Origin of the sequence: Mycobacterium sp. ACS4331 (assembly GCF_001667265.1) — a bacterium.
In the GTDB taxonomy this organism is placed as follows: domain Bacteria; phylum Actinomycetota; class Actinomycetes; order Mycobacteriales; family Mycobacteriaceae; genus Mycobacterium.
Window position 1 is genome coordinate 29,753 of record NZ_LZHW01000098.1, and the last position, 25,216, is coordinate 54,968.

General features: G+C 67.8%; 22 protein-coding genes. 7 read left to right on the forward strand and 15 right to left on the reverse strand.

What is annotated here, in order from left to right; genetic code table 11:
* The first annotated feature begins 133 nt into the window (after positions 1–133).
* From A5727_RS22830 to A5727_RS22840, 3 genes are read left to right on the forward strand one after another with little or no spacing between them, the layout of a single operon-like run.
* On the forward strand, positions 134–2,281 hold the full coding sequence (locus tag A5727_RS22830; protein WP_502687704.1) for a catalase: 2,148 nt from the start codon (positions 134–136) through the stop codon (positions 2,279–2,281).
* Between the two features lie 52 nt (positions 2,282–2,333).
* Positions 2,334–2,999 carry a phosphodiesterase gene (locus A5727_RS22835; RefSeq protein ID WP_068255566.1) on the forward strand — a complete coding sequence of 222 codons (666 nt, stop codon included), beginning with the start codon at positions 2,334–2,336 and terminating at the stop codon, positions 2,997–2,999.
* Positions 3,000–3,045: 46 nt separating this feature from the next.
* Complete coding sequence (locus A5727_RS22840; RefSeq protein WP_068255570.1) at positions 3,046–4,053, forward strand: iron-containing redox enzyme family protein; 1,008 nt, start codon at positions 3,046–3,048, stop codon at positions 4,051–4,053.
* A 46-nt stretch (positions 4,054–4,099) separates the two neighbouring features.
* Here A5727_RS22840 and A5727_RS27165 read toward each other — a convergent pair whose 3' ends face one another.
* The 3 genes from A5727_RS27165 to A5727_RS22850 form a co-directional block, all read right to left on the reverse strand.
* Complete coding sequence (locus A5727_RS27165; protein ID WP_082949976.1) at positions 4,100–4,270, reverse strand: CDGSH iron-sulfur domain-containing protein; 171 nt, start codon at positions 4,268–4,270, stop codon at positions 4,100–4,102.
* 44 nt (positions 4,271–4,314) lie between these two features.
* Positions 4,315–5,004 (reverse strand): HemK2/MTQ2 family protein methyltransferase, encoded by a 690-nt coding sequence (locus tag A5727_RS22845; protein ID WP_068255573.1) that lies wholly within the window; start codon positions 5,002–5,004, stop codon positions 4,315–4,317.
* A gap of 174 nt (positions 5,005–5,178) precedes the next feature.
* Entirely contained in the window at positions 5,179–6,153 is a 975-nt protein-coding gene (locus A5727_RS22850) for a hypothetical protein (RefSeq protein ID WP_068255577.1), read from the reverse strand.
* A gap of 217 nt (positions 6,154–6,370) precedes the next feature.
* Between A5727_RS22850 and A5727_RS22855 the strand changes: the two genes are divergently transcribed.
* A complete protein-coding gene (locus A5727_RS22855) occupies positions 6,371–6,625 on the forward strand; it encodes a metallothionein (RefSeq protein ID WP_068255580.1) in 255 nt (84 codons plus the stop codon).
* A gap of 13 nt (positions 6,626–6,638) precedes the next feature.
* Here A5727_RS22855 and A5727_RS22860 read toward each other — a convergent pair whose 3' ends face one another.
* Complete coding sequence (locus tag A5727_RS22860; protein WP_068255583.1) at positions 6,639–7,478, reverse strand: SDR family oxidoreductase; 840 nt, start codon at positions 7,476–7,478, stop codon at positions 6,639–6,641.
* 100 nt (positions 7,479–7,578) lie between these two features.
* On the opposite strand from A5727_RS22860, the gene A5727_RS22865 reads away from it, so the two are divergent.
* The gene (locus A5727_RS22865) at positions 7,579–10,146 is read left to right on the forward strand and encodes a DEAD/DEAH box helicase (protein ID WP_068255585.1); all 2,568 of its coding nucleotides are present in this window, start codon (positions 7,579–7,581) and stop codon (positions 10,144–10,146) included.
* A 16-nt stretch (positions 10,147–10,162) separates the two neighbouring features.
* The gene (locus A5727_RS22870) at positions 10,163–11,176 is read left to right on the forward strand and encodes an NAD-dependent epimerase/dehydratase family protein (RefSeq protein WP_068255588.1); all 1,014 of its coding nucleotides are present in this window, start codon (positions 10,163–10,165) and stop codon (positions 11,174–11,176) included.
* Here A5727_RS22870 and A5727_RS22875 read toward each other — a convergent pair.
* Genes A5727_RS22875 through A5727_RS22905 form a run of 7 tightly spaced genes read right to left on the reverse strand, consistent with a single transcriptional unit; the run spans position 11,120 to position 18,980 of the window.
* Positions 11,120–11,719, reverse strand: a complete 600-nt coding sequence (locus A5727_RS22875) for a TetR/AcrR family transcriptional regulator (RefSeq protein WP_068255768.1) — start codon at positions 11,717–11,719, stop codon at positions 11,120–11,122. The two genes, A5727_RS22870 and A5727_RS22875, sit on opposite strands and share 57 nt — an antisense overlap.
* 31 nt (positions 11,720–11,750) lie before the next feature.
* On the reverse strand, positions 11,751–13,301 hold the full coding sequence (gene fadD4 / locus A5727_RS22880) for a fatty-acid--CoA ligase FadD4 (RefSeq protein ID WP_068255591.1): 1,551 nt from the start codon (positions 13,299–13,301) through the stop codon (positions 11,751–11,753).
* Positions 13,302–13,351: 50 nt separating this feature from the next.
* Positions 13,352–14,380, reverse strand: a complete 1,029-nt coding sequence (locus A5727_RS22885) for a spirocyclase AveC family protein (protein WP_157521529.1) — start codon at positions 14,378–14,380, stop codon at positions 13,352–13,354.
* Positions 14,377–15,381 (reverse strand): LLM class flavin-dependent oxidoreductase, encoded by a 1,005-nt coding sequence (locus A5727_RS22890; RefSeq protein WP_068255594.1) that lies wholly within the window; start codon positions 15,379–15,381, stop codon positions 14,377–14,379. The genes A5727_RS22885 and A5727_RS22890 overlap by 4 nt, the downstream gene beginning before the upstream one ends.
* 12 nt (positions 15,382–15,393) lie before the next feature.
* Positions 15,394–16,248, reverse strand: coding sequence for a mycofactocin-coupled SDR family oxidoreductase (locus tag A5727_RS22895; RefSeq protein ID WP_068255773.1), 855 nt, complete (start codon positions 16,246–16,248; stop codon positions 15,394–15,396).
* A 12-nt stretch (positions 16,249–16,260) separates the two neighbouring features.
* Positions 16,261–17,835 (reverse strand): class I adenylate-forming enzyme family protein, encoded by a 1,575-nt coding sequence (locus A5727_RS22900; RefSeq protein ID WP_231992198.1) that lies wholly within the window; start codon positions 17,833–17,835, stop codon positions 16,261–16,263.
* Complete coding sequence (locus tag A5727_RS22905; RefSeq protein WP_068255596.1) at positions 17,814–18,980, reverse strand: thiolase family protein; 1,167 nt, start codon at positions 18,978–18,980, stop codon at positions 17,814–17,816. Before A5727_RS22905 ends, A5727_RS22900 begins: the two co-directional genes overlap by 22 nt.
* 98 nt (positions 18,981–19,078) lie before the next feature.
* On the opposite strand from A5727_RS22905, the gene A5727_RS22910 reads away from it, so the two are divergent.
* Positions 19,079–19,465 (forward strand): Zn-ribbon domain-containing OB-fold protein, encoded by a 387-nt coding sequence (locus A5727_RS22910; protein WP_082949981.1) that lies wholly within the window; start codon positions 19,079–19,081, stop codon positions 19,463–19,465.
* 13 nt (positions 19,466–19,478) lie between these two features.
* Here A5727_RS22910 and A5727_RS22915 read toward each other — a convergent pair whose 3' ends face one another.
* From A5727_RS22915 to A5727_RS22930, 4 genes are read right to left on the reverse strand one after another with little or no spacing between them, the layout of a single operon-like run.
* A complete protein-coding gene (locus A5727_RS22915; protein ID WP_068255602.1) occupies positions 19,479–21,644 on the reverse strand; it encodes an acyl-CoA dehydrogenase family protein in 2,166 nt (721 codons plus the stop codon).
* Positions 21,608–23,047, reverse strand: a complete 1,440-nt coding sequence (locus tag A5727_RS22920) for a phosphotransferase family protein (protein WP_068255605.1) — start codon at positions 23,045–23,047, stop codon at positions 21,608–21,610. The genes A5727_RS22915 and A5727_RS22920 overlap by 37 nt, the downstream gene beginning before the upstream one ends.
* Positions 23,044–23,883 carry an enoyl-CoA hydratase-related protein gene (locus A5727_RS22925; protein WP_068255608.1) on the reverse strand — a complete coding sequence of 280 codons (840 nt, stop codon included), beginning with the start codon at positions 23,881–23,883 and terminating at the stop codon, positions 23,044–23,046. Before A5727_RS22925 ends, A5727_RS22920 begins: the two co-directional genes overlap by 4 nt.
* On the reverse strand, positions 23,880–25,151 hold the full coding sequence (locus tag A5727_RS22930) for an FAS1-like dehydratase domain-containing protein (RefSeq protein WP_068255613.1): 1,272 nt from the start codon (positions 25,149–25,151) through the stop codon (positions 23,880–23,882). Before A5727_RS22930 ends, A5727_RS22925 begins: the two co-directional genes overlap by 4 nt.
* Positions 25,152–25,216: the final 65 nt, after the last annotated feature.

The following is a 25,216-nucleotide window of genomic DNA, read 5'->3' on the forward strand; positions in this document are numbered from 1 at the left end:
ACGTCGGGCACCACCGACCGGCTGCGGCGACGGTGACGAATACCGCCCGACGAGTTTGCGCACCGGACACTGCGGGTATCTCGGAGGGGCGCCCGTCGACCCGCGCCATCCATCCTGCGCGGGCCGTCCCAGCATGGCGCAGCCCCCCGACGCTGGAGGAGATATGGCCGCCGCCCCGAAGCCCGAGGACACCACGCCGGTTCCCGGCACCGATCTGCAGGGCGCCGTCGGCCCAGGCACGAGCGGTTATCTGACCACCGCACAGGGACTTCGGATTCCCGACACCGATCATTCGCTCAAGGCCGGAGAACGCGGACCCACGCTGCTGGAGGATTTCCACCTGCGCGAGAAGATCACTCACTTCGACCACGAACGCATACCCGAACGTGTCGTACATGCGCGCGGCGCCGCCGCACACGGCGTCTTCGAGTCCTACGGCACCGCATCGCGCTACACCCGGGCCGCCTTCCTCGGCGCCAAGGGCACGAAGACCGATGTGTTCTGCCGCTTTTCGACCGTGTTGGGGTCGCGCGGATCGGCCGACACCGTCCGCGACACCCGGGGGTTCGCGGTGAAGTTCTACACCAGCGAGGGAAACTTCGACCTCGTCGGCAACAACATTCCGGTCTTCTTCATCCAGGACGGCATCAAGTTCCCCGACGTCATCCATGCTGGAAAGCCGCACCCGGACAGGGAGATACCGCAGGCACAGTCGGCCCACGACACGTTCTGGGACTTCGTGTCCCTGCACCCCGAGGCCACCCACCACGTGTTCTGGAACATGAGTGATCGCGGCATCCCGCGGTCGTTCCGGACCATGGAGGGCTTCGGCGTGCACACCTTCCGCCTGGCCAATGCCAAGGGCCAGACGGTCTTGGTGAAGTTCCACTGGAAGCCCGTGGCCGGTGTGCACTCCCTGGTCTGGGAGGAGGCTCAGATCGCAGCGGGATGCGACCCAGACTTCCACCGCCGGGACATGGCCGACGCCATCGATGCGGGCGCATTCCTGGAGTACGAGTTGGGGATTCAGGTGATGCCGGACGACGGCACCCACACCTTCGCGGGCATCGACCTGCTGGACCCGACCAAGATCGTGCCGGAGGAACTCGCGGAGGTCCACCTCGTCGGCAAGCTGACGCTGAACCGCAACCCGACGAACTTCTTCGCCGAAACCGAGCAGGTGGCCTTCCACGTCGGCAATCTGGTGCCGGGCATCGAACCGACGAATGACGCACTGCTGCAGGCCCGACTGTTCTCGTATCTCGACACGCAGCTCACACGTCTGGGCGGGCCGAACTTCACGCAACTGCCCATCAACCGCCCACACTGCCCCGTCAACGACATGCTGAGGGACGGCATGCACCAGACCGGTGTGCACACCGGAGTGGCACCGTACCGCCGCAACAGCCTCGACGACGGACTGCCCGAAGTCGCCACCGCCGACGAGGGCGGCTACGTCCCCACACCGCGCGAGGTCGAGGGCCCCGTCGTCCGAGCACAGCCGCAGTCCTTCGACGATCACTTCAGCCAGGCCGCGATGTTCTACCGCAGCCTGACCGAGGTCGAGAGAGTGCACCTGATCGAGGCCTTCACGTTCGAGTTGGGCAAGTGCTACGAGCAGTCGGTCAAGGAGCGTGAACTGCAGGTGTTGGCGAATGTCGACGCCGATCTGTGCGCTCAGGTGGCCGCGGGGCTGGGGCTTCCCGCCCCGAAGGGCAACCCGCCCGCCGACGTGACGCCCTCCCCCGCGCTTTCCCAGGTGGTCACGGTCCCAGGGCCGATCACCGGGCGGCAGGTCGGCATCATCGCCGACTCCGAATCGGATCTGGCCGGGATCTCGCAGCTGGTCAAGGCGTTGCTCAAGGCAGGCGCCATCCCGCTGGTCACCGCACCCACCGGTGGCACCCTGAAGAACGGGCGGCGCAGCCTCGTTGTCGAGCGCACGCTGCTCACGGCACGATCCATCGAGTTCGACGCCGTGATCGTCGCGGGTGGTCTCGAAACGCCCCCCGACATCAAACTGGTCGTGCTGCTGCAGGAGGCCTACCGGCACTGCAAACCGGTCGGCGCCTGGGGTTCGGGGGTGAATGCCCTAACGGCGGCCGGTATCTCCGATTCCGATCCCGGCGTCCTGGTGTCCGCCGAGGCGGACCGCGCTTTCGGCGAGGCGTTGACCGCAGCGCTGGGCATGCACAGGGTGTGGGAGCGGGCCGAGCAGATCACGGCCTCGGCCGCGCCTCCGGTGCGCAGCGCGCCGGTGGCCAAGCGCCGCAGGCGGTGACCGCCGGCGGCCCCGCTGGTTTGACCGTCCCGAGCGTGGGCACCCGAGGGCCATGAAAGCCTCCGAAGTTGCCGCACTGCCCTTCCGCGCCGGCGCCGCGATGCGGCACGCGCGACTGTTCCATCCCGACGGCGTGCTCTGCGGTGGCACGCTCCGGCGCACCGCCGCCTCGGACTCCGGCCTGCCACTCGCCGACAGCGACGTGGTGGGCCGGATCTCGAAAGGCGTCGGCACCTCCGGCGGACTGCCCGACTTCGCGGGGCTGGCATGGCGATCGCACGCCCAGGGCAGCACCCGACCATGGGATGTGCTGATGGTCTCGGCCAGCGCCCGCCTGCTGCTGCATCCGACCCGCTCCTGGTCTGCACCGACGTTCTCCACCCTCATGCCCTACGGGTACCGAGGTGGCGTGTTCTGGCTGCGCGCCCGAATGACATCCCCGGAGGAACTCCACGGCCTCGACGTCGGTGCCCTGCGCCGGCACATCGCCGCCGAGTCGGTCGTGTTCGACATCGAGCAGGCGCAGGGCCGCAACAACTTCGAACCGCTGGCCACCCTCGAGTTCGGGCGAGAACTCGACAGTTCCTGGCCGCCCGAGGATGTGTCGTTCGACCCGACGCTGAACACCACGCCAGGGGTCACGCTGCTGCCCGACTGGTTGGCAGCCGTGCGGCGTCGCGCATACCGCAGCAGCCGGCAGGGCCGCGACTCCGAGTAGGAGTGCCCGGCGTTTTCCCGTCGGCCGATCTGGGTATGTGCAGCACATGCTCACTGTGGTTGCTCCGCGCCTTCCCCAGGCAGTCGGCCCTGTCACCAGGCACGTCATCGACGCCCTGCAGACGGGCAGTGCCGGCGTGCTGACAGCCACGTCGGCCCTGCCCGATGAGACGGACCCGTACGGCCTGGATCTTCAGCTGGCCCTGTACACCTGCTATGAACTGCATTACCGCGGCTTCGCCGGCGTGGATCCGGGGTGGGAGTGGAACCCTGCCCTGTTGAGCCTGAGGGCCGGCCTCGAGCGGGCCTTCCTCGACGCCGTGCGCACCGATGTCGGCGAGATCGACGCGGATGCGACCGCGGCCGACGAGATGTCCGCGCTGGCAGTGGAGCCCGCTGACGGCAAGGGGTTGTCGTATCACCTGCGCGACAACGGATCCTGGGATCAGATGCGGGAGTATTTCGTCCACGGCTCGCTGTATCACCTCAAGGAGGGCGACCCGCACGCGTGGGCGATCCCGCGGCTGACCGGACAGGCCAAGGCGTCCTTCGTGGCAGTCGAGTTCGACGAGTTCGGCGGCGGGCGTGGAGCTCGCTTGCACCAGCAGTTGTTTGCCGATCTGCTGGATGCCGCTGGGCTCGACTCCTCCTACCTCGGGTACCTCGACGACGTGCCCGCCGAGACGCTGGCCGTCGTCAATCTGATGTCGCTGTTCGGTCTGCACAGGCGCTGGCGCGCCGCCGCCGTCGGGCACTTCGCCGCGACCGAGATCACGTCACCCCCGGGATCGCGGCGGTTGGTCGAGGCCATGGAACGCCTCGGCGCGCCGGAGGTCTGTGCCGCGTTCTATCGGGAGCACGTGGAGGCCGATGCCGTGCACGAGCAGGTGGTGCGCACGGACGTCGTCGGTGACCTGGTCGCACGCGACCCCAGCCTGGACCGTGACGTGGTGTTCGGAATCCGCGCTCGCGACGTGGTCGAGAGCCGCTTGGCAGACCACATGTTGGCTCGTTGGAATGCGGGTGCGACCTCGCTGCGACGCGACATCGGCTGACGACCTGGAACAGCGTCCGAGGCACGACGCGTGCTGACGCTGGGCTTCAGGCTTGTCCGGCCGCAGTCCGCCCGCCTCGCGCGCGACGCCGGTGGCTGGTGTCGCACAGCGGATAGTTCTTACTCCGATGGCATGCGCAGATCGCCACCATGAAGCGGTCCGACCGCACGACGGTCCCGTCGGCCATCTCGATGCAGACCGGCCCCTCAACCATCATCGGTCCCCCCGGCACCAGTCGGACGACTCGAGGCTCGGGCGCTGTCACTGCTTGTCCGCACGAATCACGACGAGTTCCTCGACGCGGCGGCCGATCTCCAGCAGGCGAGTCCGTTCCAGCCACGCGGCCCGCGCGTTCAGGACGGGGCCGAACGGAATCATCTGCCGGGCAATGACATCGGCGCTCAGGCCGGTGCCGCGAAGGAGGTTCAGGGATCGGTCGACCCCCGAGAACTCCGAGTGCACGAGGAAGAGTGTGCCCTGGGGTGCCAGCAGCTCTTCGACCGCCAGGCACAGCGGATCCAGGATCGAGCGTCCGTCGTACCCGCCGTTGTAGGACTGTGGGGGGCCCGCGTGCGCCGGGATGCGCTCCCGCTCGTCCTCGAAGTCGGGGACATACGGCGGGTTGCTGAGCACCACGTCGAACGGCGCGAATTCAGCAGCGCGAGTCCACGGTCCGAGATGGACATGCATGTCCACCCCGGCGACCGCGGCATTGGCCCTTGCCTCGTGCACGGCGCGCGGACAGATCTCGAACGCCCGGACATCAGCGGCGCCTTCAGCGGCCGCGGCGATCCCCACGACGCCGCTGCCGGCACAGAGGTCGGCGACGCACTGGCCTGCGATTCGGCCGCTGCTCACGGCGGTGTCGATGAGCAGTTGTGAATCCTCCTGAGGGGGATACACGTCTTCTGGCACCGAGGCCGGCCAGATGCCACTTCTCGCAGTCGTCACAGGTTGCCCCTCTATATTCGTCGAGCGGAGTTCACTTCTCGCATGCCCCGATCGCGTCCTGACCAAACGTTTCTCGGCAATGACGCGGAAACCGGGCCGCAACAAACGCAGCGCCCCGGGGCCGTATGGTCCCGGGGCGGTGCGTCTGGATCCGACAGTGTCCTGGGTTGGGGCTCAGTTGATCCCAACGACGGACTGCGCGATGGCGGCCAGTCTGGTCTGAGCCGCCGAGACCACCCGGGCGCGATTCTTGTGCGCCTCCTCGTAGGCGATGATCACCCGGATGTCGGACGGGTCGGTGAGGTCCTTGACGGCCGTCGCAGCATCATTGACGTTCAGGTCGTCGTAATCGGCGACGGGAAGCTCGTCGGCCTCGAGAACTCCTGCGGCTCCGCGGGTCGCGTGGATCGCGTCAGCCGCGCGCCCGGCGCCCTCGTCGCGGGTGATCTTCTCGGCCGCCTCAAGCGCCGAATCACGCGCCCCGGCCAGCGTTTTCGTCGCGATCTCCGTGGTGCGTGAGCCGCGGTCGACCAACTCGGAGAAGGCCGGACGGACAGAACGTACAGCCTCGGCCGCCCGCTCGACTCCGCGGGCCGACCACGTCATCGGCAGGTTCACGACCTTCACGACCGCTCCCGCGGCGGCTTGGACCGGAGTGCGCCGCAGCGCCGCGGGCCCTCCGAGCGCATCCTCGGCCAGAACCGTGGTCAACCAGTCGACGGTCGCGGAGTGCGCCGTGATCAATCTGGTGGCGAGTTCCTCGATGTCCTTGTTCTTCGCGGCGACGGCCAGCGCCTTGATGTACCGAGACCGGTCCAGCAGCTGGTTCTCCAGCGCAAGATCGCCGAGAAGAGCCTCGTCGAACGGTTCGGCCTGCTCGGTCAGCGCCTTGACGGCCGCCGCGGCGCGACCCAGGAAGGGCCCGATCACATCCGGGAATCCGCCGAGGTCGCGGATCGCCTTCTCGATCGCCTCAGCGCGGAGGCGGCCGTGCTCGGCGTTCTGGGTCAGTTCGGTGCGCACCGCTTCGGTGCGGGCCTGTGCCACTCGCGTCTCGGCGACCTGGATCTCGGTGTGCGTGAGATCCAGGACAGTCCGGAGCTGAGCCAACAGGGTTCCTGTGTCAACCTGTGTCTTCGTTGTTGCCATAGTTCTGTTCCACCCCTTTGTTTGGCTTGGTGTGTCAGCGGCGTAGGTACCGCTCCCGGAGTCGGTTACCCGAACCGGCAGCACGGGTAACCGGATCAGCGAGGTGTGACAAATGCCTCGAACCGGGTAGCGCGCGGTCCAGGTGGGAAGCCACGCCGTCGGGCGGGTCCGATGAGGGCCACGCGAGCCGCCGTCAGCCGAGGAGGGAGATCGACTCATGACCATCTGCGCCACCTGCGGAAACGACTACGACAAGACGTTCACTGTGACGTGGCCCGACGGCCACTCGGAGGCCTTCGACTGTGTCGAGTGCGCCGCGGCTCAGCTGGCCCCGGAATGCGGGCACTGCGGCTGCCGGATCCTCGGCCACGGCATCGAAACGGACGCCGGCATCTTCTGTTGCGCGCACTGCGCGCGCAAGGACACCAATGCCGACGTCAACGACCGCGACCCCGTGCCGGCTGGCGGGTGAATGGCCTTCCGACTCAGCCGGTTTCGGCGGCGATGCGCGCACGTTCGCGCATCGAGGCGATGACCCCGCCGTCGTTGAGGATGTCGGTACCGGTGAGGTAACCCGCCCTGTCGCTGGCGCAGAACGCCAGGAGTTCGGCCATCTCCTCGGGTCGGCCCCAGCGTGGCACCGCAGCGTCGGCGACCATCGCGCCGGCGCCGGCCTGCTCCTCGAGCCTGCCCATCTCGGTGTCGATCGAACCCGGTGACACCGACACGACCCGGAGCCCACGGCCATTGAAGCGCTCGGCCTGCGCGCTGCTGTACCACTTGACGTACGACTTGCTCAGGGCGTAGCTGATCCCCGAACGTGCCTCCTCCGGCACGATGTTGCAGGCGGCGAGCAGTTCGGACATGAACTCCTCGGGGTTGTCCTGAGCCAGCGGGAACCGAGCAACCGGGATCAGCTCGTCGGGCAGCATGTGGGCGGCCATCGAGGCGACGTTGACCACCGCGGCGCCCTCCGGGGCCGCGCTGAAGAACGCCTCATTGACGTTCACGGTCCCCAGGGCGTTGGTCCGCATCACATATTCCGCGTCCCCCATGCTGGGACTGACCCCGGCCGTATGGATCACCGAGGCGAGCGCCCCCAGGTCGGCCGCGGTGGCGAACACCTCGGCGACCGCGGCGGGATCGGTGACGTCGGCGTGCACGATCGTGGGGGTGATCCCCAGGTCACGCAGCGTGGCCTCGGCCAGGTCCAGACGGTCTCTGCGGTTGTCGCAGAGCACCAGCGCGTGCTCTCGACCCACAATCTTCGCGGTGGCCACTCCCATACCACCGGCCCCGCCGGTGATCACCGAAACGCTGCTCATACGCCGAACCTATACCGTGTCTCGTCCGGTAAACCCGACGGGCCTGAACCGCTGCGCACGGTTTCCCCCGACTCACGGCATCAGGCAGGCTGTCCTCACGATGAACTCCTCTCCCACCGCCCTGCTCGACGATCCGTCGAACCTGTCATCACTGCACGCGCTGGGGGGCGACGCCGACGCGCTGTACACGTCGTTCGCGTCGTGGGCCGAGGCGGCGGGCACGACGCTCTACCCCCACCAGGAGGAGGCGCTGATCGAACTGGTCAGTGGCGCCAACGTGGTGCTGGCCACGCCGACGGGGTCCGGAAAGTCCCTGGTGGCCACCGGAGCGTTGTACGCCGCACTCGCGGGTCGGCGGCGCAGCTACTACACGGCGCCGATCAAGGCCCTGGTGAGCGAGAAGTTCTTCGCACTCTGCGACGTCTTCGGAGCGGCGAACGTCGGCATGCTGACCGGTGACGCGTCGGTCAACGCGGAAGCGCCGATCATCGCCTGCACCGCGGAGATCCTGGCCAACGTCGCACTCCGCGAGGGCGGAGTGCGGGGCGGCGGCCTTGACGCCATGGTGGTCATGGATGAGTTCCACTACTACGGCGATCCCGATCGGGGCTGGGCCTGGCAGGTTCCGCTGCTGGAACTCCCCGACGCTCAGTTTCTCCTGATGTCGGCCACCCTGGGCGACGTCGAATTCCTGCGCAGGGACCTGACTCGGCGCACGGGCCGCCCGACCGCGCTGGTCGCCACGGCTGAGCGCCCGGTGCCGCTGTTCTACTCGTACGCCACCACCGCCATGCACGAGACCATCGGCGAACTGCTGCAGACCCATCAGGCACCGATCTACGTGGTGCACTTCACCCAGGCATCGGCGTTGGAGCGGGCGCAGGCCCTGATGAGCGTGAATGTCTGCACCAAGGAGGAGAAGGCCGCGATCGCCGCACACATCGGCGCCTTCCGCTTCTCCACCGCATTCGGGTCGACCCTGTCACGACTGGTGCGGCACGGCATCGGGGTCCACCACGCAGGCATGCTGCCCAAGTACCGCCGGCTCGTGGAACAGCTGGCTCAGGCGGGCCTGCTCAAGGTCATCTGCGGCACCGACACCCTGGGTGTCGGCATCAACGTGCCGATCCGCACCGTCGTCTTCTCCGCGTTGTCCAAGTACGACGGCACCCGTACGCGCCTGCTCAACGCGCGGGAGTTCCACCAGATCGCCGGGCGAGCCGGGCGGGCGGGCTACGACACCGTCGGAAATGTCGTCGTACAGGCGCCCGACCACGAGGTGGCCAACCTCAAGCAGTTCGCCAAGGTCGCCGACGATCCCAAGAAGCGTCGAAAATTGGTGCGCCGCAAGGCACCTGAGGGAATGGTGCCGTGGGGCGAGTCGACCATGACCCGGCTGGTGGAGGCGGCACCGGAGCAGTTGACCAGCAACATGCGGGTGTCCACCGCGATGCTGCTCGACGTCATCGATCGTCCGGGGGACCCCTTCGAGGCGATGCGACGTCTGTTGACCGACAACCACGAACCTCGCCGCCGACAGTTGAAACACATCCGCGAGGCCGTCGGGATCGCGCGCTCGCTCCTGCAGGCCGGGGTCGTCGAACGCCTCGCCACACCGGATCCGGACGGGCGACGGTATCGCCTCACCGTTGATCTGCCAACGGATTTCGCGCTCAACCAGCCCCTGTCGACATTCGCACTGGCCGCACTCGACATGCTCGACCCGGAGTCGGAGACCTACGCCTGCGATGTCGTGTCGGTCATCGAAGCCACCCTTGAGGACCCTCGGCAGATCCTGGCCGCACAGTTGAAGAAGGCGCGCGGCGAGGCGATCGCGGAGATGAAGGCCGACGGCATCGAGTACGACGAGCGCATCGAACTCCTCGACGACATCACCTATCCACGACCCCTCGACGAGCTTCTGCACCACGCCTTCGAGGTCTACCTGCAGACCAATCCGTGGGCCGCCGACGGTCACCTGTCGCCGAAGTCCGTGGTGCGCGAGATGTGGGAGCAGGCCTGGTCATTCCGCGAACTGATCAGCGCGTACGGTCTGACCCGGTCCGAAGGCGCAGTGCTGCGCTACCTGTCCGACGCGTTCAAAGCCCTGCGCTCGGGCGTCCCCGCCGCGGCACGCACCGAACAGGTCACCGACATCGTGGAATGGCTCGGCGAACTGGTTCGCCAGGTCGACTCCAGCCTGCTCGATGAGTGGGAACAGCTCACCAGTGGCGAGGAACCGCACGCCGTTTCGGCGCCGACGACGCCGCCCCGTCCGCTGACCTCCAACGAACGTGCGTTCACCGCGATGGTCCGCAATGCGCTGTTCCGGCGGGTGGAGTTGTTCGCCAGGGAGCGCTGGGAGGACCTCGGCGCCCTCGACGGCAGCGACGGCTGGACCGCGGAACGCTGGCGCGAGGTCGGCGCCGACTACTTCACCGAACACGACGAGGTCGGCACCGGAGCCGATGCCAGAGGCCCGGCCCTGTTGGTCTTCGACCGCCAGCCGGACCGGTGGCGAGTACGGCAGATTCTGGACGACCCGGCGGGTGACCACGACTGGGGCTTCACCGTCGAGGTCGACCTGCGCGAGTCCGACGAGCAGGGCGCGGCGGTGCTGCGTGTCACCCATGCGGGCCGTTTCGATACCATTGGCCTCGAAATCTGAGATGAGGGAGCAGCCAGTGCGTATTGCGGTGACGGGTGGGACGGGATACCTGGGTGCCCATACGGTCAGGGCCCTGCTGACCGAGGGGCACGAGGTCAGGCTGCTGCTCGCCCCCGGGGACACCGGTGGCGCCGTGCTGGACCAGCTTCGACTGCTCGGTCCGGTGACCGTGGTGTCCGGTGACATCCGGGCCGAATCCGCGATCACCGAACTGCTCTCCGGCGCCGACGCACTGTTGCACGCCGCCGGCATCGTCGGGACCAGTGAGCGACAGGCGCAGGCGATGTGGGAGATCAACGCCTACGCGACCGAGAAGATCCTGTCCCGCGCCGTCGAGGCAGGACTCGATCCGGTGGTGTCGGTGAGCAGCTACAGCGCGCTGTACCCGCCACCGAACGGTGTGATCTCGGCGGACTCTCCGACCGCTTCTGGGCGCAGCGCCTATGCCAAGACGAAGGGTTACGCCGACCGGGTCGCCAGGCGTCTGCAGGCCGACGGCGCGCCCGTGGTGGTGACCTATCCGTCAAGTGTCGTGGGCCCGGCGTTCCACACCGCGGCCGGGGTGACCGAACGCGGGTGGGCCCCGATCATGCGCTATGCCGTCGCGCCGAGCGTCCGGGGCGGGATGCAGATGATCGACGTGCGCGATGTGGCCGACGTGCACACCCGCATCATGTCGAAGGGCCGCGGACCGCATCGCTACGTCTGTGGGGGCGTGCTGCTGACCTTCGACCAGATGATCGACGCACTCCAGGACGGCCTGGGTCGACCGGTTCGCCGAATCCCCCTGCATCCCAGTGTGTTGCGTGGGCTCGGCCGTGTCGCCGACATCGCGGGCCGGTTGGTGCCGCTGACCGACGGTCTGAGCTACGAGGCCGCGATGCTGCTCACCTCGGCCACCCCGACCGACGACCGCAGCACTCAGGAGGACCTCGGGATCACCTGGCGGGACCCGCGTGCGGCGATCATTGCGTCAGTCCGCGGGCAGACCGCCGGCAGCGGTGAGCAGCGCAGCGATCCGCTTCCGTAGCTCCGGCGAATCATCCTCCACCGCAACGGTCGTCAGGATCAGTGACGCCCCAGCGGCCAGCACGAGCAGGGCACGGGCGTCGAGTTCCGCGCGTCGGCGCGCAGCGGGCGTCCGCGCGGCGACATGCTGTGCGTAGAGAGCCACCGCCGGCCCGCTGAAGTCCGCCCACAGCGTCGTGCGAAGCTCTTGGTTCTCGCGCAACGCGAGCATCAGGCCGGGCACAGCCGCCCGCACGTCCGGCCGCGTGAACAGTTGATGGCTGCCCGCGACCAGCCATTGGATCCAGCCCGTGAGATCGGTTCCGGCGAACGGCGACAGGTCGGGGGCCTCACCCAGGATCGCGTGCAGCACCAACTCGGCCTTGGTGGCCCACCGCCGGTTCATGCTGGATCGCCCGACGCCGGCCCGGGCCGCCACCAGGCGGATGCTCAGCTCGTCCCAGCCCACCTCGAGGAGAAGCTGTCGGGTCGCCTCCAACACCCGCTCGTCGATCGAACTGTCGCGCGGCCGGCCAGCCGATCGTTCTGCGGTGCCGTCGCTCATGGACCCATTGAACCGCATGGCGCGGTGGGCGCTACACGGGTGTTGTCACAGAATGGCTTTCGCCCCCGCTGTATCGCGCCACAAGGTCACGCTTGATCATCTTGCCCGTCTCGGTGCGCGGCAACTGCGCCTCGAAGGAGATCGAGCGCGGGCATTTGTAGTGGGCCACCCGGCCGCGCAGCCATTCGATGAGCTCCGCCGCGAAGTCATCGGTGGCGTCCGCCGGGTCCAGCGTCTGGACCACGGCCTTGACCGACTGGCCCATCGCGGCGTCCGGGATGCCGAAGACCGCGGCGTCGAGCACGCGGGGGTGTCCGATGAGCAGATCCTCGACCTCCTGCGGGTAGATGTTCACCCCGCCCGAGATGATCATGTGGTGGCGGCGATCCGTCAGGTACAGGTAGCCGTCGGCATCGAGGTAGCCGATGTCACCGACCGACGCCCACCCGCGGGCGTTGCGGGCCGCGGCGGTCTTCTCCTGGTCCTTGAGATAGCTGAAGGGCAGACCGCCCTCGAAGTAGATCTCGCCGGGTTCCCCCGGGGGCAGTTCTTCGCCGTCTTCGCCGATGATGTGTGCCGCACCGCCCAGCGGCCGGCCGACCGAACCCGGGTGCTGCAACCACTCCTCGGCACGGATGAAGGACACCCCGACCCCTTCGGACGAGCCGTAGAACTCGTCGACGATCGGACCCCACCACTGCAGCATCGCGCGTTTGACGTCCACCGGGCACGGTGCTGCGGCGTGCACGACGCGTCGCAGACTGGACACGTCATAGCGGTCACGAACTGCACTGGGCAGCTTGAGCATTCGGACGAACATGGTCGGCACGAACTGACCGTGCGTCACCCCGTGGCGCTCGATGGCCTCGAGCGCACCTTCGGCGTCGAAGTGCTCGAGCACCACCGTGGTCCCGCCGAGTGCCTGCACCGACATCGACCAGAACGACGGCGCGGTGTGGTACAGCGGCGCCGGACTCAGGTACACCGACGTCCCGTCGATGCCTGCCGCACCCAGCAGCGGCGCCAGCATGACCCCCGCCTGCTCGGGGGTCACATGCGGCAGTTCGCGACGAATCCCCTTGGGCCGTCCGGTGGTTCCCGACGAGTACTGAAGCAGATCACCCTCGCGTTCGTCGGGCACCGGGGTGGCCGGCTGGTGTGCGACGCAGTCCGGGTAGCGCTGCCAGCCGTCCAGATCGTCGTCAGCCAGCAGACGCAGCTTCGGCAGGCCGTTGGGCAGATACTGTTCCAACTCCGCGCACACCCCTGCGGTGGCACGTGATCCGATGATCGCATCTGCTCCGCTGTTGTCGACGATGTACGCCGTCTCCGCGGCGTGCAGGTGCGTGCTGATGGTGGCGTAGTACAGCCCGCATCGTCGCGCCGCCCACATCACGGCGTGCATGTGCTCGTTGTTCTCCATGAGCACCGCGACCGTGTCACCCTCCCGCATGCCGGCGGCGCGGAAGTGATGCGCCAACCGGTTGGCCCTGGCCTCGAGTTCGGCGAAACTGAGCCGGATTCCGGACGGATGCAGGATGACGGCCGGTCGCTCGGAGTCGATCCACTGCCTGATCTGCATGTCAGCTCACTTTCATTCCCACGAGCGATGGGTGTGTCAGTCAGTCGGTGTCATGCCGGCGGCGGGCACGGCGGGTTATGGCCGATGCCACACATGTTGTGATGTACATAGCTCGGGATGTCGTCCGCGGGTGGCTGCGTGTCGGCGTGCTGGTTGATGAAGTTGAAGCCCAGCATGAACACCATCATGATCAGGTTGAACACCGCGGTCAGGGCGAGAACCCGGATCACGGGCAGCCATCTGGTGCTGCCCAGGCGCTCTATCCCCTTGTCGGTGATCATCAGGCCGTCGTTGTCGCGGAAGCAGTAGATGCCGATGGACAGCACGGTCACCACACCGCCGAAGAAAATGCCCTCGTAGAGCGGGAATTGGTGCATGGTGCCGCTGAAGATGGCCCAGTCGGAGTTCACCCGCAGGTAGTGCCAGGCACCGATCCGGTGGAAGAACTGCTCAAGCGTGATGCACAGAAACGTGAAGAGCGCGATCATGAACGCGATCACGCCCGCCTTGTTGATCCGCGGGAACCGCTTGCGCACGGTTTCGATCAGCTTGTCGATACCCATGATGGCCAGCGGCGTCAGGACGATGTAGCTGGCCAAAAAGTAGATGAGTGGCTGCGGGTTCTCCGCACCCTTCTCGACCCAGCCGGGGATGAACTCGCCCCAGGTGCCCATGTTGAAGAAGCCACCGTTGTAGCCGAACACCGGTCGAACTGCGTTGACGCCGACGTCCTGCCACGCCGCCAGCAGCCAGGCCAGGACGAAGACACCGAGGGTGGGGAACTCCCTCTCCCGGCGCATCTTTCGGATGATGAACCAGAAGAGTCCCACGCCGAGCACCAGGCAGCCGATCTCCCAGAACCGGATCCACGCCATGGTTGAGCCGGGGATCTCGTCGGGTCCGTTCGGCGCGGGCGCAAACTTGTCGGAGAAGATCCAGCGCAGGTAGACATAAGTCTGGAAGACGACGAAAACCGCCCCCAGCCTGGCCAGCCAGACGATCGGGGGCGAGTCCTTGGCGCCCGTCCACAGTCGGTCGAAGTTCTCCGACTCACTCCTGGTCTTCGGTTCGGTGGTCATTCCTGCACTCCTGCCTCGGTGAAAAGTCTGACGACCTGGGTTCCGTAGCGGCCGCGCCGCCTCGGGCTGACGAGGAATCCCGGCGGCGAGAGAAATCCGATGTCCGGCAACCTGTTGCGAGCGGCCAGCATCTCCTTGGCCTGGTCGGTGTCGCCGCACACCGCGATGGCCCACAGCATCTCGTCGGAGACGTGTCTGCCCAGATTCTTCAGGTCACCGCCCGCGAACTCGGTCCGGATGGCGGCCACCTCGTCCTGCCATCCGTGCAGCTCCACGAGGGAGTCGTACGTCCGGACAGTGAGCTCGAAGGCGATCTGGCGCTTGGCGTCCTGAACCGCGCGCTGCGGGTCCTCGTCGTCGATCGCGGTGGTGATCCAGCCCCAGCGCCGCAGCCCGGCGGAATCACGCCCGGCACCGGCCGCACCGTCGCGCAGCTGCGGCTCGACCATCTCGGCCCACCACCGGTCGGTGAACAGCGGATGGCCGAGCACGCCATCGGCAACCCGGCCCGCGGTGCGAATCATGTGCTTGTTGAAGGCCCCCAACAGGATCGGCACGTCAATCCGGCCCAGCACAGGCGCCCGAACATGAGCGTTGAGCGAATAGAACTCGCCGTCGAAGCTGATCTTCTCGTCGTTCTCGGCCTCCAGGAAGGCCCGGACACAGGTGACGAGCTCAGCCATCCGGCGGGCCGGATGGCTGGAGTCCACCCCGAACCAGTCCCGGTTCATCCGCGCCGTGCCCGAACCCAGGCCCAAGAAGACCCGGCCCGGTGCGATCTTGTTCAGGTGCCGCACCGAGGACGCGTGGACGAACGGGGCGCGGGCGAACGCATAGGCGATTCCCGGTCCCGTCAGGGCCGTGCTGGTGGATCGCGCCATCTCGGTGGCCGTCACATACGCACTGGTGTCGGCGAACTCACCTGAGCAGAACGCTGCCGCCCCGGCGGCCTCGCATTCCGCTGCCAGATCCGCTCCAGGCCAAGGCATCCCCCATCGCATGGCGGTCGACCGTCAGAACTTCACGCTCGCACCGCCGTCAACCTTGAGCTGAACCCCTGTGACGTAGCGGGATTCGTCAGAAGCCAGGTAGCAGATGGCGTTCGACACATCCTCGGGCTCGACATACGGGATCGGCATGCCCTGCAACATCGGGAAGGTCAGCAGCGCGTCGTCGACTCCTGGGTTGGGCAGGTCGGGGCGGAACATCCGGTACATCTGCTCGTTGTGCAGCATCGGCGTGTTCACGTTGGTGGGATGGACGACGTTGGCCCGGATCGACAGCGGCGCCAGTTGCGCGGCCAAGGCCATGGTGTAGCGATCGACGAACTGCTTGGCCAGGTTGTAACCCGCACCGCCGGCACCGCTGGGCCCCATGCCGCCGCCCGCACCGGCCTTCTCCGCCAGCAGACCGGCCACCGAACCCACCGTGATGACCGACGCTCCCGCGGTCAGGTACTCCAGTGCCACATGCACGGTGTTCACCACACCGACGAAGTCGACGTCGAAGGCGTTGGCGAAGGCGCCGATCGGCTGCCCCTGACCCAACGGGCAGATACCCGCGTTGGCGACCACCACGTCCAGCCTTCCCATCTCGGCGACCGCGGGCGCCAGGGCGGCCTGCAGCGACTCGCGGTTGCGGACGTCGACCTCGGCCGAGATGACTCGGTGCCCGGACTTCTCGACCTCACGGCAGGCCTCTTCGAGATCGTCCCTGGACGCCAGCGGGTACGAGTTGTGCTCGATGTCGGCACAGATGTCCAACAGGATCAGGTCTGCGCCCTCTTCGGCCAGCTTGACCGCGTGGCGCCGGCCCTGGCCCCGCGCCGCACCGGTGACCAGCACCACTTTTCCTTCGACACGACCCATCTGCTGCACCTTTCAGTTCGTGATCTTCGATCGATTGGTTGGATCAAGTTGCGCTCTCAGCAGATGCTTCTGCACCTTTCCGCTGGCTGTCCGCGGCAGTTCCGGGACGAGCACGATGCGCTCGGGAGTCTTCTGCCGAGCCAACCCGCACTCAGCGAAGTGCCTGGCGGCGTCGGCGACCGCGAAGTCGCGGCCCGGGTTCACGACGACGAACGCGCACACCCGTTCGCCGTAGGTGTCGTCGGGGGCACCGATGGCAGCGGCTTCGGCAACGGCGGGATGCGCGCTGAGCACATCCTCGATCTCCTTGGAGGAGATGTTCTCGCCGCCGCGAACGATGATGTCCTTCTTGCGGTCTGTGATGGTGAGGTACCCGTCGGCGTCCAGGCGGCCGACGTCACCGGTGCGGAACCAGCCGTCGAGCATGCTCGCCGAGGTGTGCCGCACATCGGTGTACCCGGTGAACAGCTCCGGACCCCGGGTCAATATCTCACCCGCGCATCCGGATTCGACGTCGCGGCCGTCGTCGTCGACGATCCGCACCTCGGTGCCGGGGGTGATCCTGCCGTCGGTGTCGGCACGCTTGTCCAGGGGATCCTCGGGCCGGCCCGAACTGATCGTCGGGTGCTCAGACGATCCGTAGCAGCGGTACGCCCCCACTCCGCTGTCGGCGGCGCGACGAATGAGAGCGCCCGCCACACCCGCGGCACCCGTGGTGTACTCCCGAAGGCTGCTCAGGTCCAGGCCGTCGCGCTCGGCGATGTCCAGGATGCCGCTGAGGTGGATGGGTGCACCGCCGGAAGTCGTCACGCCGTGCCGGTCGATGAGCCGCGCGGCCCTCTCCGCGTTCCAGGCATCCAGCGCCAGCGTGGTGCCGGGCCTGCAGAACATCCGAAGGATCCCCAGCGTGCCTGCGATGTGACCGGCCGGGAAGACCGACAGCGTGGTGGACTTCGTGACGGTGCCGCGCATCTCGTCCATGGAGGCCAGTTCGCCGAGCAGGCTCGCGTGCGTGTGCTGGACTCCCTTGGGTTCCGCGGTGGTTCCGGAGGTGTACACCAGCAGGCACCGACTGTGGGGATCGACGCCGGTGACGGGGATGAAGCCGTCCGACGAGGTGTCGGCCAAGTCGGCGAAGGACACCGCGTCGGGCAACGGATCACCCACCACAACGCGCACGGCGAGATCCGCTGCAGCAGCGGCGAACACCTCGGAGGCGTCTCTGTCGCGGATCCGACGCGCGGTGATCAGCGCGCGTGCACCGGACTGCCTGACGATGAAGGCCACCTCGGCGGGTCCGTAGATCGGCACGATCGGCAGCACGACGGCCCCGGCCAGCCAGATCCCCGCGTGGGTGGTGAAACATTCACGCCAGTTCGGCAGTTGGACCGCGACCACGTCGCCGGGCCCGATGCCCTGGGCGGTCAGGCCTGCCGCGACCCGACGGCTCTCCTCGAACAGTTCGGCCAGGTTCGTGGCGTCGGGCCGAATGTCGCTGTGGACCTCGACCCGCGATCCCGGGTGATTTCTGGCCGTCGCGCAGATCTCGTCGGCCACGGTGGTGATCAGCATGTCAGCAGTGCGCATCCCGCGATCGGTCCGCCGCCGGCCGAGATCACCGCGACTTCGGGACGGCGAGCAACAGCGGTGGGCCCGGCCAGGCCGCGCAGTTGTTGGCAGGCCTCATGCAGGACCCAATAGCCGTGCATGCGACCTGCGGACAGTTGGCCGCCGTAGGTGTTCAGCGGCAGCTGACCGTCGAGCGCGATGCGCTCGCCGCCGTCCACGAACGGCCCGCCCTCGCCGTCGGCGCAGAAGCCGAGGGCTTCGAGCCAGGCCAGCGTGAGGAAGCTGAATCCGTCGTAGAGTTCGGCGATGTCGACGTCGGCGGGGGTGAGCGCCGTCTTCGACCACATGTCGGCCGCCGCGTCGGTGGCCGCCATCTTGGGGTAGTCGGGCCGACTGATCCAGCCACCCGTGCCCGGCGCACCCCCCGTCGCCTCGACCGTGACCGCACCGTTCGGGGCATCTGCCGCGTGCTCTGGGGTGGAGACCACCACCGCGATCGAACCGTCCACAGGAACGTCGCAGTCCAGCAGCCCGAACGGTGACGATATCTGCCGTGCGGTCAGGTAGTCGTCCATGGTGATCGGATCCCGGTACACCGCAAGCGGATTGCGGCCCGCATTACGGCGCGCGTTGAGCGCGATCCAGCCGAGTTGCTCCTTGGTGGTGCCGTAGAGATCCATGTGCCTGCGGCAGTGCATGGCCAGCCAGTTGGCCGCCGAGTACGCGTGCGCGGCGAGGAGGTGTCCGACGTCGGCACCCATGCCCGGTATTGCCGTCATGCCCTTGGCTCCGCGCGGCTTCGGCGGTCCTGCGTCGGCCGTTCCGCCCATCATCTGCACGGTCCGGTACACGAGCACGTGCCGGGCCCGCCCGTCCGTCACCGCCTCACACGCCTGGACCAAGGGGGTGAGCAGGCCGCTCGTCCCGATCGATTTGCCGAGTTCGGCGGGCTCCGGGATGCCCAGTCGGACAGCGGCTTCGGCGGCCGGAGTGTCTCCGAGCGTGCAGATGCCGTCGATGTCGGCCGGTGTCAGCCCGGCGTCGGCGATGGCCGCCTGGGCCGCCTCCACGGTCAGTTCCACCGCCGGGATGCCGCTGCGGCGTTTGATCTGGGAAATGCCGGTGCCCGAAATCACCGGGGGGCGTCCGCCCGAACCCACCATCCGAACCCTCCGTGGATAAAGTTAATTCAGTGTACTCTTAATTCGTGACCAGATCGCCCGTATCAGCCGAATCGGCCGCTGTGGCCCCGGCACCGCGGATCCTGCCCGAACTGGACGAGACGACGCGGCCGTACTGGACGTCGGGAGCGTCGGGGCAGTTGCGCATCGCGCACTGCGGGGCCTGCCGCCGCTTCATCCATCCGCCGCCGCGGGTGTGCCCGGACTGCTCGGGCCCGATCACGTTCGAAGCGGTGTCCGGGTCCGGGACCGTGTTCACCTACACCGTGGCGCATCAGCAGTTCCGCCCGGATGTGCCAACACCATTCGTGGTCGCGCTCGTCGAGCTCGATGAGCAGGCGGACCTGCGGGTGGTCGCCAACATCGTCGACTGTGAGCCCGATGCGGTGACCTCGGGCCTGCGCGTCTCGGTCCGTTTCGAACAGCACGGCGAGGTGTTCGTACCGGTGTTCGCCCCTGTGAACTGACCGCACGGACCCATCACCTGATGAGCGGGTCGCGTGGGAGACCGAGGATGCGCTCCGCGATCTGATTGCGGGTGACCTCCGACGTCCCGCCGGCGATCGTCATGCCACGCGACCCCAGCACGAACAGGCCAGCGACCTTCGCCGGTGGTGCGATCAGCGCGACGTCGGCTCCGTACATCTCGGCCGCAAGACCAGTCCGCGCCACAAAGTGCTCGGCGGTCAGCAGTTTGGTCACGTTGCCCTCGGGCCCGGGTTCGCCGCCGGCCACACTGCGCGCCACCCGGCGCAGGTTCAGCAGTCGCAGCGCGTGGTCGTCGGCCAGGAACTTCCCGGCGCGCTCCGCCGCGCCGGCCACGCGGTCGCCGAAACGCTGTGTCACGTCCACGATCGCGGCCGCACCGCCACGTCCCGCCGGCACTCCGCTCCCACCGAGGCTGACGCGTTCGTTGCCCAGCGTCGCGCGGGCCACCTGCCACCCGTCGTTCGGTGCACCGACCACGTCGCGATCGGGCACGAAGACGTCGGTGAGGAACACCTCGTTGAACTCCGAGACGCCGGTGATCTGCCGCAGCGGCCGCACGTCGACCCCGGGCGCTGACATGTCGATGATCATCGTGGTGATACCCGCATGCTTGGACGCCGCCGGATCGGTGCGCACCGTCGCCAGCCCCAGTTGGCAGTGCTGCGCGCCGCTGGTCCAGACCTTCTGGCCGGTGACGATCCAACCACCCTCGGCCCGAACTCCTTTCGTGCTGACAGCCGCGGCATCCGAGCCTGCCCCCGGTTCGGAGAACAGCTGGCACCACACCTGCTCGCCGCGCAACGCCGGGGCCACCAGGCGCTCGATCTGTTCCGGGCTGCCGTGCTGGATCAGGGTCAACACCGTCCAACTGGTGATACCGAGTTCGGGACGTTTGACTCCCGCTGCCGCCAGCTCCTGTTCGATGACCAACTGCTCGACGGCGTCGGCGGCGCGGCCCCATGGCGTGGGCCAGTGCGGCATCAGATAGCCGCTGTCTATCAGCTTCTCGCGCAACTGTGTGTCGTCCAGGCCGGCCCACGTGGCGAACTCCGCGCGGATCTCGGTGCGCAACTGCTCAGCCTCGGGTGGCAGGTCGATCGAGTTGATCCGCGCCACACCCTTGCCCGTCAGCCGATACACGTCGGCCGGCGCCGTCCGGCCGCCGAAGATCCCCCGCAGGGTCAGCGCCCGGCGCAGGTGCAGATGCGCGTCGTGTTCCCAGGTGAACCCGATGCCGCCGTGCACCTGGATGTTCAGTTCGGCGTTGTGCACGTAGGCCGGGAACGCCAGCGTGGCCGCGGTGGCCGCCATGAGTTCGAACTCGTCCTCGCCCGCGGTCGCCGCGCGTGCGGCGTCCCAGACCGTCGCGGTCGCCGTCTCCGCCGCCACCAACATGTTGGCCAGGTGGTGTTTGATCGCCTGGAAGGTCCCGATGGTCCGGCCGAACTGTTCGCGCACTTTGGCGTATTCGACCGCTGCCTGCACACAGTCGTGCGCCCCGCCGACAGCCTCGGCGGAGGTGATGGTCCGGGTCAGCGCCACCGCAAGCCCGGCTTCACCGGGCAGACTTTCGGCGCTCCCCAGTTCGACGTCGGCCAGACGCACCCGCCCCGACCGTCTGGTGGGGTCCAGGCTGGCAGGCACGTCCACTGTCACGCCATCGGCCGTGGCATCAACGACCAGGACGTCGTCGCCCGCGATCAGCAGGACCAGATCGGCCAGTCCGGCACCGAGCACCACGGCCTCGCCCGAAAATTGGTCGCCCTCAGCGGTCAGGTGGGCATCAATCCCGACTCCGGCCGTGACGGTGCCGTCCACCAACCCCGGCAGCCAGCGGGCCCGCTGCTCGTCGCTGCCCGCCGCCGCGATGACCGCCGACGCGATCACGGTCGGAACAAAGGGGCCGGGCGCCACCGCACGGCCGAACTCCTCGACCACGACGACGAGTTCGGGAAGCCCGAAACCGGCACCGCCGTACTCCTCCGGCACGTGCAGGCCCAGCCAGCCCAGCCGGGCCAGTTCCATCCAGAAGTCGGGCCGGTCCTCATCCGCGGCGTCCAGCAGCATCCGCGCGGCCCCGCGTGCGCCGCGGGCCTTTAGGAAAGACTCCGCGACAGAGGCTAATTCACGGTGGTCTTCAGTGATCGCGATGCCCAACGGTCCTGCTCTCCCAACTTGCTCTGATGAGTCAGTGGCGGCCATGTCCGCCGGGCGAGTGCGCCGGAGGCGGTGCGGGTCAGGTGGTCGTCGCGTTTGATGCCCCGCCACAACTGCGCAACGTAGTCCCGTTCGTCGACCTCGCCTCGGCTGGCCAAGTCCGCGAGCGCCGCGCGGCCCTGCGACACCGAAGACGGGACGGCGCCCAGGAACGCCGCCAGTTCGGCGGTCTCGGCGGCGTCGACGACGGCGCCGATGCGATCGACCTCCGCCAGGTACTTGATCAGCCGCGCCGCACCCTTGACGTACCGCGTCGCGAGCGCGTCGGAGGATCTCGCGGCGGCACCGGCCATGGCCGAAGCCGCGGCCTCGTAGACCGACGCGTTCTCCGAAATCTGCCCCTCATCGGGGAATTCGACCTCAACGTCCGGGATCCCGACGACGTGCGCCAGCGACTCCACCAGGAGACGTCGGTGCAGCATGCCGTAGATCAGGCTGTTGCCCGCGTCGGGCGAGCCCGCGGGTGCCGAGGCGCGGACGTCGATGCTGCCGGGACTGACCGAGGCGAGCCTGGTCTCGGCGAACAGGCGGTAGTACCAGACCCTGGCCTCATCGATCCGGTGCCCGGAGAGCTGCTCGTACTCGGCCAGCCTCGCCGGGAAGTCGGTGAAGGTGTCCTGCACGGTGCGCAGCGACAACCAGGCGATGTCGTCCATCGGGTCGCCGAAGTGCGCCAACTCCCAGTCGACGATGGCCGTGACGGCACCGTCGGCGTACATGAAATTGCCGGGGCCGGTGTCGCCCTGCACCAAGACGGTCGGGCCGTCGTAGTCGGGGATGTTACGTTCCAGCCAGTCGATGCAGAAGCGCAGCAGCGGTGCGGGTTTGCCGTATCGGTCGACACGCCTGCGCATGGCGTCGAGCTCGGCACGGACATGGGTCTCGACGGGACCGGCCGGACCCAGGCTGTCGATGCGCAGTTCGGCGGCATCGATCCGATGCAGCGCAGCAAGTTTGGCGATGAAGTCCTGCGCGGTGCGCACCTGCTCGCTTTCATCCTGGATGAGGCGGAACCAGGTCTCACCGCCGACCCGTTCCATCAGGACGGCCTGCGCGGCGGGATGCGCGGCGATCACGCGCGGCACTGTGACACCGTGGCGGTGCAGCTCCGTCATGATGTCGGCCTCGACCTGCAATGGGTGGAATGCACTGCCGGGCTCGGGATCTCGCGGGTCGTACCGGAGGAACAGTTCCTGCCGGTCGGCACCCGTGCCCGCATCGACGAACCAGGCCTGCCTGCTCGCGCCGCCGGACACCTGCTTGACCTCGATGTGCTCGGCACCGCTGATCTCGCCGATCCACCGGAGCAGGTCGTCTGGGACTTCCGGTTTGGGTCTGCTCATCCGCGCTCCTCCGACTTGGATGCCGCGGCCAGCCACCGCTTGACGGCCTGTCGGTGCTCCTCGGTCAGGGCGCTGCGCACCATCCGCTCACTCTCCCGACGCAGTGCGACATCCAATGGCAGTTGTTGGGCATCAGCGATGTTCGCCTTGACTCCGGCGTAGGCAGCGGTGGGCCCCGCAGCGATAGCGGCGGCCCAGCGCAGCGCGGCATCGGACAGTGCGTCATCGGGGACCACGCGATTGAACAGACCCAGCCGCTCCGCTTCGGCGGACTCGATCGGGACGTCGGCCACGAGGATCTCCAAGGCTTTGGACGGTCCCAGAAGCCTGGTCAGAAACCACGCACCGCCGAAGTCTCCCGAGAACGCCAGCCTGCTCCAGCCCGGGACCAGTTTCGCCGAGCGCGCCGCGATGCGCAGGTCGGCGGCCAGCGCGATGCTCATTCCGGCGCCGACGGCGGCACCGGGCAGTGCCGCGATGGTCACCTTGGGAATCTCGTTCAGCAGCTTGACCATTCGCGCGTTCTCGGAGAGCAGGTCACTGCGGGCCGCCACCTCGCCCTCGGGGTCAGCGCTGGACACCTGACGGGACGATCCGCCGTCGCGCACATCGCCGCCGGCGCAGAACGCACCGCCCGCTCCGGTGATGACCACCGCGCCGATGCCGTCGTCGGCGCCGAATCGCTCGAGCAGGCGCGGCACAGCGTCGTAGATCTCGTTGTGCAGCGCATTGCGCCGGTGCGGTCGGTTGAGGGTGATGACTCCGACACCGTCGGCGACCTGCGCCAGAACGGTGTCGGTGCCCGTTTCGATGCGGTGGGTGTCGGCCTGGGTCACCGCGGCGTTCCGAGAGCCAACTCGTTGTGACGGGCCGTCATCGCGACCGCCTTGCGTTGGAGTTCCTCGCCGGGCCTCGGCAGCACCACGGGCCCGAGTTCGCGACTCGGGAGTGCCACCGTGGCGGTGGCCGGCGCGGTGACCTCCCCGCGCTGACTGGTGGCCCGGAACTCGATGTCGACGACGCCGTTGCCGTTCTCCACCCGCTTGCCGACGACCTCACCGGTGATGATCTGGACATCGCCGATGAAGTTGAACTTGCGCATCTCGTCGTGCTGGCGCACCAGCCAACCGTCGTCCCCCATCCAGTCGGTGAGGTAGTGGGTCAGCCAGCACTCCCGCATGACGCCGTAGTCGTAGGCCATCGGATTGCCGATCGACTGCGACCACTCGTTCTCCCAGTGCAGACGCTGGGCCACGTCGGGGATGCCCGCGGCGTTCTTGATGTAGAACTTCGGTGCACGCTGACGGTTCTTGTAGCCGACGCGGGCGGGCCCGATGCCGTAGGGCGCCAATCCGTATCCGCCGGTGTGGAAGCAGATCATGTCGGTCAGGGTGAACGGTCCCTTGGCCATCTTCGGCAGCGCGTCGCCGACGTTCACGTCCTCGTAGTAACGGGGTTCGGCGCCACGGGGTCCCTCCGCGGCGTAGATCTCGTCGATCTCGGCGATCTCGGCGTCGGTGTAGGTCGCGGCCGTGAGATCCATGTACTTGCCGCGTTCACGCGACTTCTTGCGTTCGGTCGCGATCAGGATCATGCGCGTGACCGCCACCACCTCGGCCCTCTGGTTCACCCGCACCGAGCGGATGATCCGGATGATGGAGCGGCCCGCGTACTCGCTGGCCTTCTCCTCGATCGACTCCAGGCCGCCGAACCCGTACAGCGTGTCCCCCGGGTACACCGGGGCGAACCATTCGGTGTCCTGTCCCGAGACGAACATGTGCACACCGGAGAACAGGCCCTTGGTGGCCTTGCGGATGTCGTCCGGTACCGGGTCTCCCAGCATCTTGCGCGACATCGCGATGTGGATCATCGGGGGCGCGATTGGTCCGCCCCAACGCGTTCCGGCCGCGTAACGCGGATCCGCGAACAACGGGTTGTCGTCACCGTAGGCGCGGGCGAAGTTGCGGATGCCGTCAACGCTCAGTTCGCGGTAGTACTCGTCGATACTGGTCGGCGCATCGACGCCCAGGAGCAGCTTGGCGCGCTCGATGTCCTCGTCTTTGATCGCGTGGTCGAAGTCCTGGGCCTCGTCGGTCTGTGTCATCGTCTCCTCTTCCCAGTCGATTTGTGCTTCCGCACAGGTGTCGTTTGGTGCTTCCGCACAGGTGT